Consider the following 15042-nt stretch of genomic DNA (forward strand, 5'->3'; position numbering starts at 1 on the left):
TACCAAAATCGATATCAAAAACGCTGAAAAATTAATTGGATTGAATGGGCTCCAGTCCCTAACATGGGTCTCAGACAACATTTGAACAAAGTTTCAATAACAACATCGGGAGACCTATGATGCATTCTGCAACGGGCCAAATCACGCCCAATAACTATACTTTTGCTTTGAAAGTCACTGTGGCCAGTCTGCTGGCTGCAGGCATGCTGTCCAGCGCCTCGGTCTGGGCGCAAGAAGCCAATCAGGACAATGTGGTGACCGTGACGGGCGTGCGCCGTGCAGCGGAAAGCGCGCAGAAGATCAAGATGGATTCGGACAATGTGATCGACTCCATCGTCGCCGACGACATCGGCAAATTCCCTGATACGAACGTGGCCGAGACCCTGGCCCGCGTGACCGGTATCCAGGTGCGCCGCGACGCCGGCGAAGCCAATACCACCTTGATCCGCGGTCTGCCTGGCATCGCGACCTTCCTGAACGGCCGCGAGATGTTCACCACCACCGGCCGCTATATTCAGTTGCGCGACATTCCATCGACCATGCTGCAGCGTGCCGACGTATATAAGTCGCAGAGCGCTGAACAGCCTGAAGGTGGTATCGCCGGCGCGATCGACGTGCGCACCAACCGTCCATTTGATTTCAAAGGCTTCCAGGCCAGCGCGCAGCTGGGTGTGAAGAACAAGGATAAAGCCAAGGCCAATGATCCTGAAGGTTCGGCCATGGTGTCCAACCGCTGGAAGACCGACATGGGCGAATTCGGCGCCTTGATCGGCCTGTCGCACATCTCCGACCGCTTCCATGAAGAGCGCGGCTTCGAAACCTTCCCGATCGATAAATTCTTCGCGGCGCCAAACCTGACCGGCCCGGATCTGGTGGGCATCCAGGACATCTTCGGCAAGCGTATCCGCCAGGCCGGCAATTTTGCCTTCCAGTGGAAGCCGAACAAGGACTTCGATATGTACGCCGAAGGCCTGTACTCCAAGTTCAAAGGCCACGACGAGACAGACTTCTTCGTCGGTCTGCCATGGGCGACTTCGCCTGACCAGATCAAGGTCACCAAGATCCCTGGCACCAACCAGACCGACACGATCGATTCGACCAATACTTTCACCATCCTGTCGACCCAGGCGCGCGCATCGACCAGCATCGCGCAGCAATACGCGATTGGCGCCAACTGGCGTCCGATGGATGGTCTGCGTGTGAGCAGCGAGATCGCCCGCACCATCAGTTCCTACGATTGGGTGAACCCGATCCTGGACACCAATCTGAACGTCGATCAGGTGCACGTGAAGACCGTGGTGGATGGCGGCGCCTTCGCGCAGTACCAGGGCGCTGGCCTGAATGATCCGTCCAAGATCTACCTGTTCCAGTTCTTCGACCGTTACGGCAAGGATCGCGGCAGCTCCACCGACTGGCGCGCCGACGCAACCTGGACGCCTGCAAGCGAAGGCTTCTTTAAAGAGTTCACCGGCGGCGTGCGCGTCAACGACCGCACGGCCAATTCCATCAAGTCGCTAGAAGGCTCGGTGGGCGCGATTCCTAACGTGACCATGGGCAGCATCCCTGGCCTGTCCTGCTCGACCCAGGCATTCTCTGTCGACTATGGCACGCCAAAGTGGAGCACGCCATGCCCGGACTTCATGGTGGCCAACACGAGCGTTGTGCGTAAAGCGGTAACCGGCACGGAAGCGGCCAAGGCGATCGACCCGGCGTCCTTCTTCCAGGACAAGGAAAAGAACTACGCCTTCTACGGCAAGGCGAAATTCGGTTTCGACGTTGGTGCTTATCCGGTTGACGGCGTGCTGGGTGTGCGCGTCACCAAGACCGACTCGGACCTGGTCGGTAATAACATCGTCAACGGCGCTTACGTGCCGATCAACACCAGCAGCTCCGATACCGCTGTTCTGCCGAGCGCGAACTTCAAGGTCACGCTGCGTCCGGACCTGCTGGCTCGCCTGGCGCTGACCAAGACCCTGACCCGTCCTGACTTCGCCCAGCTGAATCCAGCCACGGCCTACGTGAACTCGAACGGCACCACCACGCAGTCCACCGCCTCGGGCGGCAATCCGGATCTGAAGCCGTTCACCGGCAAGAACGCGGACGCATCCCTGGAGTGGTATTTCTCGCGTTCCGGTTATGCCAGCGCTACGGTGTTCCGTCATAACTTCGACGGCTACATCATGAACAAGATCGTTGCTGAGACCTTCCAGGGCGTGAACTACCAGACCACCCGTCCGTTCAACACCGACAAGGGCCACCTGCAAGGTGTCGAGCTGGCCTACCGCCAGTTCTACGACTGGCTGCCAGGTCCGTTGAAAGGCTTCGGTCTGGAAGCTAACTTCACCTACACCGAAGGCGGCATCACTTCCTCGATCGATCCGAACCTGGTTGGCAAACCATTCGCGGGCATGTCGCGCCAGTCCTACAATATCGTTGGACTATATGAGCGCGATGCGTGGTCGGGCCGTCTGGCTTACAACTGGCGTTCCAAGTTCACCCAGGTATACAACGACGCGCCGGGCAACCAGGGCACTTCGCCTCCACGTGACCTGATCGCTGCGCCGATGTCCACCCTGGACGGTTCGATCAGCTACAAGATCGCGAAGAACTTGTCTGTGAACCTGACTGGTACTAATCTGCTGAACTTCAAGTATCAGGATTACTGGGCAGATCCGGTGGTTTATCCGCGCGATACGCGCCGCTATGACCGCACCGTGGGCGTGTCTCTGAGCTGGAAGAACTGAGCGGAAACGGCGGGTCGATGATCCGCCCTACGGGCCGGAATTGGCCTACCCGCATTGCATCGTAGGGCGGGTCATTCGACCCGCCGTTTTGCTGTATGAGGTATTCGATGTCGAATCAAAAACTGTCGGTGCTGGAGAAGGTGGGCTTTGGCTCCGGCGATATGGCCCTGAACGTGGTGATCTCGTCGATGATGTTGATCATCACCTTCTTCTACACCGATATCTACGGCCTGCACACCGCCGATCTGGCGCTGCTGTTCGTGATCGTCAAAATCGTGGGCGCCTGCGCTGACCTCATCATGGGGCAGCTGACGGACCGCTTCAACGCCGCCATGGGGCGCTATCGCCCCTGGCTGCTGTTCCTCGCTGTGCCTTATGGCGTCAGCATCTTCTTCGCCTTCACCACGCCGCAACTGGCGTATGACGCCAAGCTGGTGTGGGCATACTCGACCTACATCCTGGCCACGGTCATGACGGCAGGCGTAGGCATTCCCTATATTTCGCTGATTTCGGGCCTCACCAGCGATCCGCAGGAACGCCTGTCGGCCAACGGCTACCGCCTGTTCTTCGCCAAGATCGGCGCCTTCATGGTGACGATTATCGTGCCGATCCTGGCGCAGCGCTGGGGCAACGGCAATGCGGCGGCGGGCTACCAGGCGGCCATGGCCGTGATGGCGGCAATCGGCGTGGCGATGTTCCTGTTCTGCTTCTTCACCACCACCGAACGTGTGCGCCATGTGGTGGAGCGCCAGTCCATCGCGGACCAGCTGAAAGTGCTGATGAAGAATGACCAGTGGCTGATCCTGTGTGGCGTCTGCGTAACCGGCACCGTGGGCTATGTGATTCGCGGCTCGGTGGCGATTTACTACGCCAAGTATTATCTGGGCGGCGACACCGGAACCGTGTCGGCCTTCCTGTCGACCGGCGTGGCGGCAGCCATTCTGTCCATGGTCGCATCGACCTGGATCACCAAGAGCTACTGCAAGGTCAAGCTGTTCCGCTACACCCAGCTGCTGGTGGCGGCGCTGAGCGTTGCCATTTACGCGCTGGTGCGTCCGGGCGATATGGTGCTGGCCTTTGTGCTGTACTTCCTGCTGTCCTTCATCGTCGACCTGCATGCGCCTGTATTCTGGTCCGCCATTGCGGAGACCATCGACTATGGCCAGGTCAAGACCGGCAAGCGGGTTTCCGGCTTCGCCTTCGGTGGTATCTCGGTGTGCCAGAAGGCGGGCATGGCGATTGCCGGCGGCCTGGTTGGCATCCTGCTGACTTATTTCGACTACCAGCCAAATGCCGCGCAAACGGCTTTCGCGCTGAACGGCATCGCCCTGATGCTGTCCGTGATCCCCGGCTTCTTCCACTTCCTGATGGGTGTACTGATGTTCAAGTACCGCATCAGCGACAAATACTACGACGAAGTGAAAGCCGAAATGCGCTCGCACGGCTATGTGGCAAGCTGAATTTTTAGAATTGGAGAATCAATTGGGCGAGATCCTGAAGCCGCTGATCGAACAGCGCGCGGACCCCTGCATCTACCGTCACACCGACGGCTATTACTACTTTACCGCTTCGGTGCCGCAGTACGACCGCATCGAACTGCGCCGCGCCAAGACCATCGAAAGCCTGGTCAGCGCGCAAACCCGCGATGTGTGGCGCAAGCCGGACGAAGGTCCTTACAGTGAGCTGGTGTGGGCGCCGGAAATCCACTTCAACCAGGGCGCCTGGTATATCTACTTTGCCGCCGCCCCGAGCCGCGAAATCAAGGACAAGCTGTTCCAGCATCGCATGTACGCGATCCGCAACGAGAGCCAGAATCCGCTGGAAGGTACGTGGGAGTTCATGGGCCAGGTCGATTCCGGCATCGACACTTTCTGCCTGGACGCGACCACCTTCACCCACAAGGGCCAGCTCTACTACCTGTGGGCGCAGAAGGACAAGTCCATCGAAGGCAATTCGAACCTGTACATCGCGCCGATGAAAACGCCGTGGCAGATCGAAGGCAAGCCGGTCATGCTGAGCAAGCCGGAATACGACTGGGAGATCCGGGGCTTCTGGGTCAACGAAGGGCCGTCGGTACTCAAGAAGAACGGCAAGATCTTCATCAGCTATTCCGCCAGCGCGACCGACGAGAACTACGCCATGGGCCTGCTGTGGGCCGATGAGAATGCGGACTTGCTGGACCCGGCCTCGTGGCACAAGTCGGATCAGCCGGTGCTTCAATCCTGCTTCGAGCACAAGATTTATGGACCGGGCCATAACAGCTTCACGGTCGCGGAAGATGGGGCAACCGTGCTTCTCGTCTATCATGCAAGGACTTATACTGAGATCGTTGGCGATCCACTGTGGAATCCGGACCGCCACACTTTTGTTAAACCTTTGCGCTGGGACGAACAGGGCATGCCGGTTTTCGGACGCCCATCGATTGCATAAATGGAATTAAGCATCACTCAAGAGCCTTTCGGCGAGACCCCGGAAGGCCTGCCGCTCAGTCTTTACACGCTGCGCAACCGGAACGGCATGACCGTCAAGATCACGAACTATGGCGGCATCATCACCGAGCTGCATGTGCCGGATAAGCATGGCCGCCTGGCGGACGTGACCACCGGTTATACCAAAGCCGATTCGTATTTCGCCGACCAGAACTTTTTCGGCGCCCTGATTGGCCGTTACGGCAACCGTATCGGGCGTGGCCGCTATCAGCTGGACGGCGAATCGGTGCAGCTCGACATCAACGATGGCGAGAACCATCTGCACGGCGGTCCGCGCGGCTTCCACAAAGTAGCCTGGCATGCGGTGCCGGTGGTGGCTGACCTGTCCATCGGCCTGAAGCTGACTCACCGCAGCCGTGACGGCGACCAGGGCTATCCGGGCAATCTGGACGTGACGGTCATGTATGAGCTGAACGATGCCAACGAGCTGCTGATCAAGTTCCACGCGACCACGGACAAGGCCACGCCGGTGAATCTGACGCATCACGCGTATTTCAACCTGGCGGGGGAGGGCAGCATCCTCGATCATCAGCTGGTGATCAATGCTGAGCGCTATACGCCGATCGATTCCCAATCCATTCCATTGGGTCCGCTGGCCGACGTGGCAGGCACGCCGTTCGATTTCCGCACTACGCGCACCATCGGTGAGTACATCAATGATGAGGACGAGCAGCTGGACAATGGCCGCGGCTATGATCACAACTTCGTGCTGGTGAAACCGGAGCCGCACACCATGTCGCTGGCCGCCATTCTGCGCGAGCCGGCGTCGGGCCGGGTGCTGGAACTGTATACCCAGGAGCCGGGCGTGCAGTTCTACAGCGGGAATTTCCTCGATGGCTCGCTGGTCGGCAAGGGCTGGCAATACGGCTATCGGGGCGCGCTGTGCCTGGAGCCGCAGCACTACCCCGATTCGCCGAATCAGCCGGAATATCCGAATACCATTTTGCGGCCGGGGGAGGTTTACGAAACGAAGTCGCTGTACCGGTTCACGGTCCAGGGCTAGGCGCACGGCGGGTTTCACACCCGCCGTTTTTTATTTGGCGCTGAGCGATATATTTTTTCGTATCGATCTTGAATATTAATTCATTGGATCGCTATCGTTAATCCTTCTACCATTCCTTTATCGAAATTGGAGGAATGCATGTCAGACAAGAAGAAGGACATCAAGCTGCGCTCTGCCGAATGGTTCGGCACGCAGGACAAAAACGGCTTCATGTACCGGAGCTGGATGAAGAACCAGGGCATTCCCGATCACGAATTCCAGGGCAAGCCGATTATCGGCATCTGCAATACCTGGTCTGAACTCACTCCCTGCAACGCCCACTTCCGCAAACTGGCGGAGCACGTCAAGCGCGGCATTCTGGAAGCCGGCGGCTTCCCCGTTGAATTCCCGGTGTTCTCGAACGGCGAATCGAATCTGCGCCCGACCGCCATGCTGACCCGTAATCTGGCCAGCATGGACGTGGAAGAGTCCATCCGCGGCAATCCAATGGATGCCGTGGTCCTGCTGGTTGGCTGCGACAAGACCACCCCGGCGCTGCTGATGGGCGCTGCATCCTGCGACATCCCGGCCATCGTCGTCACCGGCGGCCCTATGCTGAACGGTAAGCTGAATGGCAAGAGCATTGGCTCCGGTACCGCCGTGTGGCAGCTGCACGAACAAGTCAAGGCCGGCGAAATCTCGATGCACGACTTCCTGGCCGCCGAAGCGGGCCACTCGCGCTCCGCTGGCACCTGCAACACCATGGGCACCGCATCGACCATGGCCTGCATGGCCGAATCGCTGGGTACCTCGTTGCCGCACAACGCCGCGATTCCTGCCGTGGATGCGCGCCGCTACGTGCTGGCGCACATGTCCGGCATGCGTATCGTCGAGATGGTGTGGGAAGACCTGCGCCTGTCCAAGATCCTGACCAAGGAAGCGTTCGAAAACGCGATCCGCACCAACGCTGCCATCGGCGGTTCCACCAACGCCGTGATCCACCTGAAAGCCATCGCGGGCCGCATGGGCGTGGAACTGGAGCTGGAAGACTGGACCCGCATCGGCCGCGGCACGCCGACCCTGGTGGATCTGCTGCCATCCGGCCGCTTCCTGATGGAAGAGTTCTATTACGCCGGCGGCCTGCCGGGCGTGCTGCGCCGCCTCGGCGAAAACGGGCTGCTGCCGCACAAGGACGCACTGACCGTGAACGGCAAGTCGATCTGGCAGAACGTGCAGGACGCGCCGATCTATGATGAAGAAGTGATCCGTCCGATCGACAAACCGCTGATCGAAGATGGCGGCATCTGCATCCTGCGCGGCAACCTGGCGCCGCGCGGCGCGGTGCTGAAGCCGTCCGCTGCCTCGCCGCACCTGATGCAGCATCGCGGCAAGGCAGTGGTGTTCGAGGACTTCGACGACTACAAGAAGCGCATCATCGATCCGGACCTGGACGTGGATGAGAACTCGATTCTCGTGATGAAGAACTGCGGCCCGAAAGGTTATCCGGGCATGGCGGAAGTGGGCAATATGGGTCTGCCGCCAAAGCTGCTGGCCAAGGGCATCAAGGACATGGTCCGTATTTCGGATGCGCGCATGAGTGGTACGGCTTATGGCACCGTGGTGCTGCACGTGGCGCCTGAAGCGATGGCCGGTGGCCCGTTGGGCGTGGTGCAGGAAGGCGACTACATCTCGCTCGACTGCGCGGGCGGCAAGCTGAATCTGGAGATTTCGGATGAGGAGCTGAAGGCACGCCTGGAGGCGCGTGCGGCCAAGCCGAGCGACCGTCCGCAATCCGGCTACGCGCAGCTGTATGTCGATCACGTGCTGCAGGCAGACGAAGGCTGCGACTTCGACTTCCTCGTCGGCACCCGCGGCGCCGCTGTGCCAAAGCATTCGCATTAAAACCAGAGGCGCAAACCTGGTGGCTGCCACGCCGTGGCAGCCACCTGTTTTAAGCCTTGGGTTGTAAATCAGGAGACTTATATGTTGCTCGTTCAATTCAAAAACGCCGCCGGTGAGCGTGCGGTGGGCCTGCTGGAGCAGGGGGCCATCCGCGTCATCGACGGCTACCAAACCACCTACGCGCTGGCGCAAGCCGCCATCCGCCAGCAGAAATCGCTGGCTGCCCTGGCCGACGCCAGCGCCGGCAGCACCACGGTGGACCCGGCCGCTGTCACCTGGCTGGCGCCGCTGGACCACGAAGACCAGGCCCACTGCTACGTCACAGGCACCGGCCTGACCCACCTCGGCAGCGCCGATGCGCGCGATGCCATGCACAAGAAAATCGGCGGCGACGTCGAAGCCCTGAGCGATTCCATGAAGATGTTCCGCCTCGGCGTGGAAGGCGGCAAACCAGCCGCCGGTACCGCAGGCGCTCAGCCGGAATGGTTCTACAAAGGCGACGGCTCGATCGTGGCCGCCAGCGGCACGCCGCTGCAAATGCCGGACTTCGCCCTGGACGGCGGCGAAGAGCCTGAAATCGCAGGCCTGTACATCATCGGCGACGACGGCCAGCCATACCGTGTCGGCTACGCGATCGGCAATGAATTCTCCGACCACGTGACCGAGCGCCAGAATTACCTCTACCTGGCGCACTCCAAGCTGCGCGCCTGCGGCGTTGGCCCGGCCCTGCTGGTGGGCGAACTGCCGGCGCATATCGACGGCGTGTCCCGCGTGATCGGCAAGGACGGCAAGGTACGCTGGGAAAAGGCTTTTGTAAGCGGCGAGCAGAATATGAGCCATACCATCGCCAACCTGGAACATCACCACTTCAAATACGCTTTATTCAAGCGTCCTGGTGACGTGCATATTCACTTTTTCGGTACAGCTACGTTAAGCTTCGCAGACGGCATCAGCGTGCAGCCCGGCGAGACCTTCGAAGTTGAAGCGCCTGCCTTCGGTCCCGCGCTGCGCAATCCGCTGGCCGTGGTTGAAACCTCTTATGCGAAAGTGAAAGCACTATGACGATTACCGGAGAAGCACTCATCGGCGGCGTGGCCGTCAAAGGCGAAGGTAGCAGCATCAAAGCCTTCGATCCTACCAAGCGTGATCATATCGAACCGGCTTTCAACGCCGTCAGCGAAGCGCAGATCGACCAGGCATGCCGCCTGGCCGGTGAGGCCTTCGACACCTTCCGTGCTACCTCGGACACCGACCGCGCCAAGTTCCTGGAAACCGTGGGCGAAGAAATCATGGCCATCGGCGATGAGCTGATCGAGCGCGCCATGGCGGAAAGCGGCCTGCCGCGCGCCCGCCTGGAGGGCGAGCGTGGCCGCACCGTCAACCAGCTGAAACTGTTCGCTGATCTGCTGCGTGAAGGTTCCTGGCGCGATGCGCGCCTGGATTCGCCGCTGCCGGAGCGTACCCCGCCGCGTCCCGACCTGCGCATGCGCATGATCGGCGTCGGCCCTGTGGCCGTTTTCGCTGCATCCAACTTCCCGCTGGCCTTCTCGGTGGCTGGCGGTGACACCGCTTCCGCCTTTGCTGCGGGCTGCCCGGTCGTGCTGAAGGCGCACTCCGCCCACCCCGGCACTTCCGAACTGGTTGGCCGTGCCGTCGCGAAAGCCGTTGCGCGCTGCGGCCTGCCGAAGGGCACCTTCGCACTGCTGACTGGCACCGGCCGCCATATCGGCACCACGCTGGTGGCGCATCCTTCCATCCAGGCGGTGGGCTTTACCGGCTCCCGCGCAGGCGGTACCGCACTGATGGCTGTTGCCGCCGCACGTCCGCAGCCGATCCCGGTCTATGCCGAGATGAGCTCCATCAACCCAGTGGTCCTGCTGCCGAAGGCGCTGGCTGCGCGTGGCGAAACCATCGCCCAGCAGTTCGCAGCTTCGCTGACCATGGGCGTTGGCCAGTTCTGCACCAATCCGGGCATGGTAGTCGGCCTGGCTGGTCCTGAGCTGGACAAGTTTGCCGTCGATGCTGCCGCAGCGCTGGGCAACACCGGTCCAGCCGTCATGCTGACCCCAGGCATCGCCGGTGCGTATCAGGAAGGCGTGGCCAAGCTGGCCGCACAGGAATGCGTGAAGACCGTGACCCTGGCCAATCAGGAAGAAGGCAAGGGTGCTCCGGCGCTGTTCCAGTCCGGCGCATCGGACTTCCTGAAAACCCATGCGCTGCAGGACGAAGTATTTGGTCCCGCATCCCTGATCGTGGCCTGCAAGTCGCTGGACGAAGTGAAGCAAGTGATCGAAAACCTGGAAGGCCAGCTGACTGCAACCCTGCAACTGGACGAAGGAGATTTCGACGCTGCCCGCGCGCTGCTGCCTGTGCTGGAACGCAAAGTGGGCCGCATCCTGGCCAACGGCTTCCCGACCGGCGTGGAAGTATCCACCGCCATGGTGCACGGTGGTCCATTCCCATCGACCGCGGATGGCCGCAGCACCTCGGTTGGCACGGGCGCGATCAGCCGCTTCCTGCGTCCGGTGTGCTACCAGAACATCCCGCAGGCGCTGTTGCCTGATTCCCTGCGCGATGGTAATCCGCTGGGCATCTGGCGCCGCCGCGACGGTGCGCTGACCAAAGAGTAAACAAGAAAAAAACTGTTCGGAGACAAGCATGACTGATTTGGCCAAGTTTGGCAGCCTGCGAGGCAAGCGGGTATTTGTGACGGGTGGCGGCAGCGGTATCGGTGAATCGATCGTTACCGCTTTCGCGGAGCAGGGCGCACAGGTGGCGTTTGTGGACATCGTCCGCGACGCCAGCGAAGCGCTGGTGGAGAAGATCAAGGCTGCCGGCCATACGGCGCCCGTGTTTCGCCACTGCGACATCACGGATATTCCGGCGCTGCAGCAGACCATTGCCGACTTGGCCGCATCGCTTGGCGATTTCGATGTGCTGGTCAATAACGCAGCAAACGACCAGCGCCACAATGCCGAGGAAGTCACGCTTGAATACTGGGACAACCGTATTGCCATCAACCAGCGCCCGATGTTCTTCACCTGCCAGTCTGTTATCCCGGGCATGAAGAAGAAGGGCACTGGTTCCATCATCAACATCAGCTCCATTTCCTTCCATGCCAAGGGCGCGGGCTATCCGGTGTATGCGACGACCAAGTCCGCCGTGATCGGCCTTACGCGCTCGCTGGCACGCGACCTCGGTGGCTTCGGCATCCGCGTCAACACGGTCACGCCAGGCTGGGTCATGACCCAGCGTCAGCTCGATCTGTGGGTCGACGAGGCAGCCAAGGCGGAAATCGCCCGCACCCAGTGCCTGCCGGGCGCGCTGATGCCCAGCCACATTGCATCCATGGTTCTCTTCCTCGCAGCCGACGATAGCGCCATGTGCACCGCACAGGAATTCATCGTCGACGCCGGTTGGGTCTAAGCGCCGATGCGCGCCTGTTGGAGCGTTGCCGCGGCGCTGACGCTGTACGCGGCCATTCCTGCGACCTACGCAGCCACTTCAACGCCGGCAGCGGCAGCTGCTGCTGCGCCCCTGGCGAGCCCGGACGGGCATCTGTCCGTGGCCCTCGCCGTGTCGGCCGACGGCAGTGCCACTTACGCCATCCGCCGCGATGGTGCAGCGGTGCTGCTGCCATCCGCGCTCGGCATGGCGCTGGAGGGCGCCGACTTGTCGCACGCCCTCACGCTGGCAAGCGAATCGCCTGTGCGCGCGGTGCACGACAGCTACGAGCTGGCCACGGGCAAGCGTAGCCACATCACATATTCTGCCAACGAGCAGACCTATACGCTGCGCAATCCGCAACAGCAAGCGATCGACGTAACGTTCCGCGTGTCGAACGACGGCGTGGCTTTCCGCTACACCGTGCGCGGCGCGCAGTTGAAGTTCGTCTCCGAAGCGACCAGCTTTGCGTTCGCGCCGAGCACGCGCGCCTGGCTGCAGCCGATGGCGATCGCCAAGAGCGGCTTCGCGCGCACCAATCCGTCTTACGAAGAATTCTGGCAGAAGGACATCCCGGTCGGCACGCCGTCACCGATGGCCGGCTGGATTTTCCCGGCCCTGTTCCGCACCGGCGATACCTGGGTAGCGCTAACTGAAGCGGGCATGGACGGCAGCTTCCACGCCTCGCGCCTCGCCACACAAAGCGAAGGCGGCGTTTATCGCATTACCGGTCCGGCGCCGGAAGAAGTGACGCCGAACGGCGCCTTGCTGGCGCATGCGGAAGGCGAACTGGTATCGCCATGGCGCGTGCTCGCCATCGGCAACCTGGCCACACTGGTCGATTCCACCCTGGGTACGGACCTCGCGGCACCGGCCGCGCGTCCGATGGCTAGCTGGATCAGGCCGGGCCACGCCAGCTGGAGCTGGGCAATCCTGAAAGACGACTTCACCACTTATGACGTGCAGAAGCAGTTCATCGACTACGCGGCGAATATGCACTGGGACTACACCCTGATCGATTCGGGCTGGGACCAGAAAATCGGCTACGAGAAAATTGGCGAGCTGGCTGCCTACGCGAAGAAGAAGGGCGTTGGTGTCCTGGTCTGGTACAACTCCGCCGGTCCCTGGAACGACACGGGCATGACGCCCATGAACAAGCTGCTGACGCACCAGGATCGCGTGGCGGAGTTCAAAAAGCTGCATGAGCTGGGTGTCAAGGGCGTCAAAGTGGACTTCTTCGGCGGCGATGGCCAGTCGATGATCGCTTACTACGTCGACATCCTGAAAGACGCCTACGACGCCCAGTTGCTGGTGAACTTCCACGGCGCCACGCTGCCGCGCGGCTGGTCCCGCACCTGGCCGAATCTGATGACGATGGAAGCCATTCGCGGCTTCGAGTTCACCACTTTCGATCAGCCAGGCCAGGACGCGATTGCGCCGCATGCCGCCATGATCCCGTTCACCCGCAATCTGTTCGATCCGATGGATTTCACGCCGCTGGCTTTCGGCGACATTCCGAATATCAAGCGCACCACGCGCAACGGCTTTGAACTCGCCGAATCCGTGCTGTTCGTATCGGGCATCCAGCATTTCGCGGAGATCCCGGCAGGCATGGCGACTGCGCCGTCCTACGTGAAGCAAACCCTGCAAAATCTGCCGCGCAGCTGGGACGACAGCAAGTACGTCGACGGTTTCCCTGGCCAGTACGCAGTGATTGCGCGCCGCGCAGGCAAGACATGGTATGTGGCCGGCTTTAACGGCGGCGACAGCGACAAGACCCTATCCCTCGACCTCAGCTTCATCGCCAAACACGGGAAGCTCATATCGGACGGCGCGACCGAGCGCGCCTTCGTCCAGTCCGATATCACTGCGAACAAGTCCACGCAGATCACTATCAAGCCTCATGGCGGCTTCGTCGCCACATTCAAATAAAATTCAGGAGACAGCATGATCAAGAAGACTATCCTCGCCCTCAGTATTGCAGCCAGCGGCGCGGCCTTTGCACAAGTTAGCGTGACGATCGACGCGGCCAAACCAGGCCCGGTCATCAACAAGAATATCTACGGCCAGTTTGCCGAGCACCTGGGCACCGGCATTTACGAAGGCATGTGGGTTGGTCCGGAGTCGAAGGTCCCGAACACTAAGGGCTGGCGCAACGACGTGGTGGGCGCACTGAAAGACCTGCACGTACCGCTGGTGCGCTGGCCGGGCGGCTGCTTTGCCGATGAATACCACTGGCGCGACGGCATTGGCCCGCGCGACAAGCGTCCGGTAAAAGTCAACACCAACTGGGGCGGCGTGGAAGAGAGCAATGCTGTCGGCACCCACGAATTCTTTGATCTGGCCGAGCAACTGGGCGCTGAAGTCTATGTGAACGGCAATCTGGGCACCGGCTCGAACCAGGAAATGGCGGAATGGCTGGAATACATGACCTCCGACAGCAAGTCCACGCTGGCTGAACTGCGCCGCAAGAACGGTCACGAGAAGCCATGGAAGGTCGACTACTTCGCGGTTGGTAACGAGGCATGGGGCTGCGGCGGTGAGATGTCGCCCCAACACTACGCCCAGCTGTACAAGACTGCCACCGTGTTCCTGAAGACGCCACCGGCAGTGCGTCCGAAATTCATCGCCAGTGGCGGCAACGACAATGACACCACCTGGTCCGATGAGCTGAGCAAGATCAAAAACAAGATCGACGGCATCAGCTTCCACTACTACACGATCCCGACCGGCGTGTGGGAGAAGAAGGGCGCCGCTACCGGCTTCGCAGAAGACCAGTGGATCTCCACCGTCAAGAACACGCTGAAGATGGATGACCACATCAAGGTCAATGCTGCCGTGATGGACAAGAACGACCCGCAGAAGAAGATCGGCCTGTTCGTGGACGAGTGGGGCACCTGGTATGACGTTGAACCGGGCACCAACACGGGCTTCCTGTTCCAGCAGAACTCCCTGCGCGACGCGGTGGTGGCTGCACTGAACTTCAACATCTTCCACGCTCACGCGGATCGCGTGCGGATGACAAATATCGCCCAGATGGTCAATGTGCTGCAGGCCATGATCCTGACCGATAAGGACAGGATGATCCTGACGCCGACTTACCATGCCTTCAAGATGTATGTGCCGTTCCAGGATGCGGCCTCGCTGCCGGTGGCAGTGGCCAACAACGGCAAGTACAGCGTAGGCTCGACGACGGTGCCGCAGGTGAGCGCTTCAGCCGCACGCGCCAAGGATGGCAAGGTCTACGTGGCGCTGGTGAACACCAACCCGAACAAAGCGGTGGATGTGACGGTGAACCTGTCCGGCGCCAAAGTCGGCAAGCTGAATGGCCAGGTGCTGACTGCCACGGCCATGGACGCGCACAACACCTTCGCCCAGCCTGATGCCGTGAAACCAGCGCCGTTCAGTGCGCAGGCCAGCGGCGGCAAGGTGGTGGTGAAGCTGCCGGCCAAGTCGGTCGTCGTCGCAGCCGTCGAGTAAG

General features: G+C 60.9%; 10 protein-coding genes. All 10 read left to right on the forward strand.

Features of this window, described 5'->3' with window-relative positions; translation table 11 throughout:
• Positions 1-116 precede the first annotated feature (116 nt).
• The 10 genes from AB4Z19_RS02990 to AB4Z19_RS03035 all read left to right on the forward strand — a co-directional run bounded on the left by AB4Z19_RS02990 (position 117) and on the right by AB4Z19_RS03035 (position 15041).
• A complete protein-coding gene (locus AB4Z19_RS02990; RefSeq protein WP_442034213.1) occupies positions 117-2744 on the forward strand; it encodes a TonB-dependent receptor in 2628 nt (875 codons plus the stop codon).
• Positions 2745-2851: 107 nt separating this feature from the next.
• Positions 2852-4204 carry an MFS transporter gene (locus AB4Z19_RS02995; protein ID WP_442034215.1) on the forward strand — a complete coding sequence of 451 codons (1353 nt, stop codon included), beginning with the start codon at positions 2852-2854 and terminating at the stop codon, positions 4202-4204.
• Positions 4191-5174 (forward strand): glycoside hydrolase family 43 protein, encoded by a 984-nt coding sequence (locus tag AB4Z19_RS03000; RefSeq protein WP_442034217.1) that lies wholly within the window; start codon positions 4191-4193, stop codon positions 5172-5174. Before AB4Z19_RS02995 ends, AB4Z19_RS03000 begins: the two co-directional genes overlap by 14 nt.
• Positions 5175-6236: an aldose epimerase family protein gene (locus tag AB4Z19_RS03005; protein WP_442029968.1), complete on the forward strand. Its 1062-nt coding sequence runs from the start codon at positions 5175-5177 to the stop codon at positions 6234-6236.
• Between the two features lie 138 nt (positions 6237-6374).
• On the forward strand, positions 6375-8117 hold the full coding sequence (locus AB4Z19_RS03010) for an IlvD/Edd family dehydratase (RefSeq protein WP_442026874.1): 1743 nt from the start codon (positions 6375-6377) through the stop codon (positions 8115-8117).
• Between the two features lie 81 nt (positions 8118-8198).
• Positions 8199-9179 carry an AraD1 family protein gene (gene araD1 / locus AB4Z19_RS03015; protein ID WP_442026875.1) on the forward strand — a complete coding sequence of 327 codons (981 nt, stop codon included), beginning with the start codon at positions 8199-8201 and terminating at the stop codon, positions 9177-9179.
• On the forward strand, positions 9176-10747 hold the full coding sequence (locus AB4Z19_RS03020) for an aldehyde dehydrogenase (NADP(+)) (protein ID WP_442034219.1): 1572 nt from the start codon (positions 9176-9178) through the stop codon (positions 10745-10747). Before araD1 ends, AB4Z19_RS03020 begins: the two co-directional genes overlap by 4 nt.
• A 28-nt stretch (positions 10748-10775) precedes the next feature.
• Positions 10776-11543: an SDR family NAD(P)-dependent oxidoreductase gene (locus AB4Z19_RS03025; RefSeq protein ID WP_442034221.1), complete on the forward strand. Its 768-nt coding sequence runs from the start codon at positions 10776-10778 to the stop codon at positions 11541-11543.
• Between the two features lie 6 nt (positions 11544-11549).
• Positions 11550-13493, forward strand: coding sequence for a glycoside hydrolase family 97 catalytic domain-containing protein (locus tag AB4Z19_RS03030; RefSeq protein ID WP_442034222.1), 1944 nt, complete (start codon positions 11550-11552; stop codon positions 13491-13493).
• Positions 13494-13508: 15 nt separating this feature from the next.
• Positions 13509-15041 carry an alpha-N-arabinofuranosidase gene (locus tag AB4Z19_RS03035; protein WP_442034224.1) on the forward strand — a complete coding sequence of 511 codons (1533 nt, stop codon included), beginning with the start codon at positions 13509-13511 and terminating at the stop codon, positions 15039-15041.
• The last annotated feature ends 1 nt before the right edge of the window (position 15042 follow it).

Origin of the sequence: Pseudoduganella sp. RAF19, from assembly GCF_052114165.1 — a bacterium.
Taxonomy (GTDB): Bacteria; Pseudomonadota; Gammaproteobacteria; order Burkholderiales; family Burkholderiaceae_D; genus Rugamonas.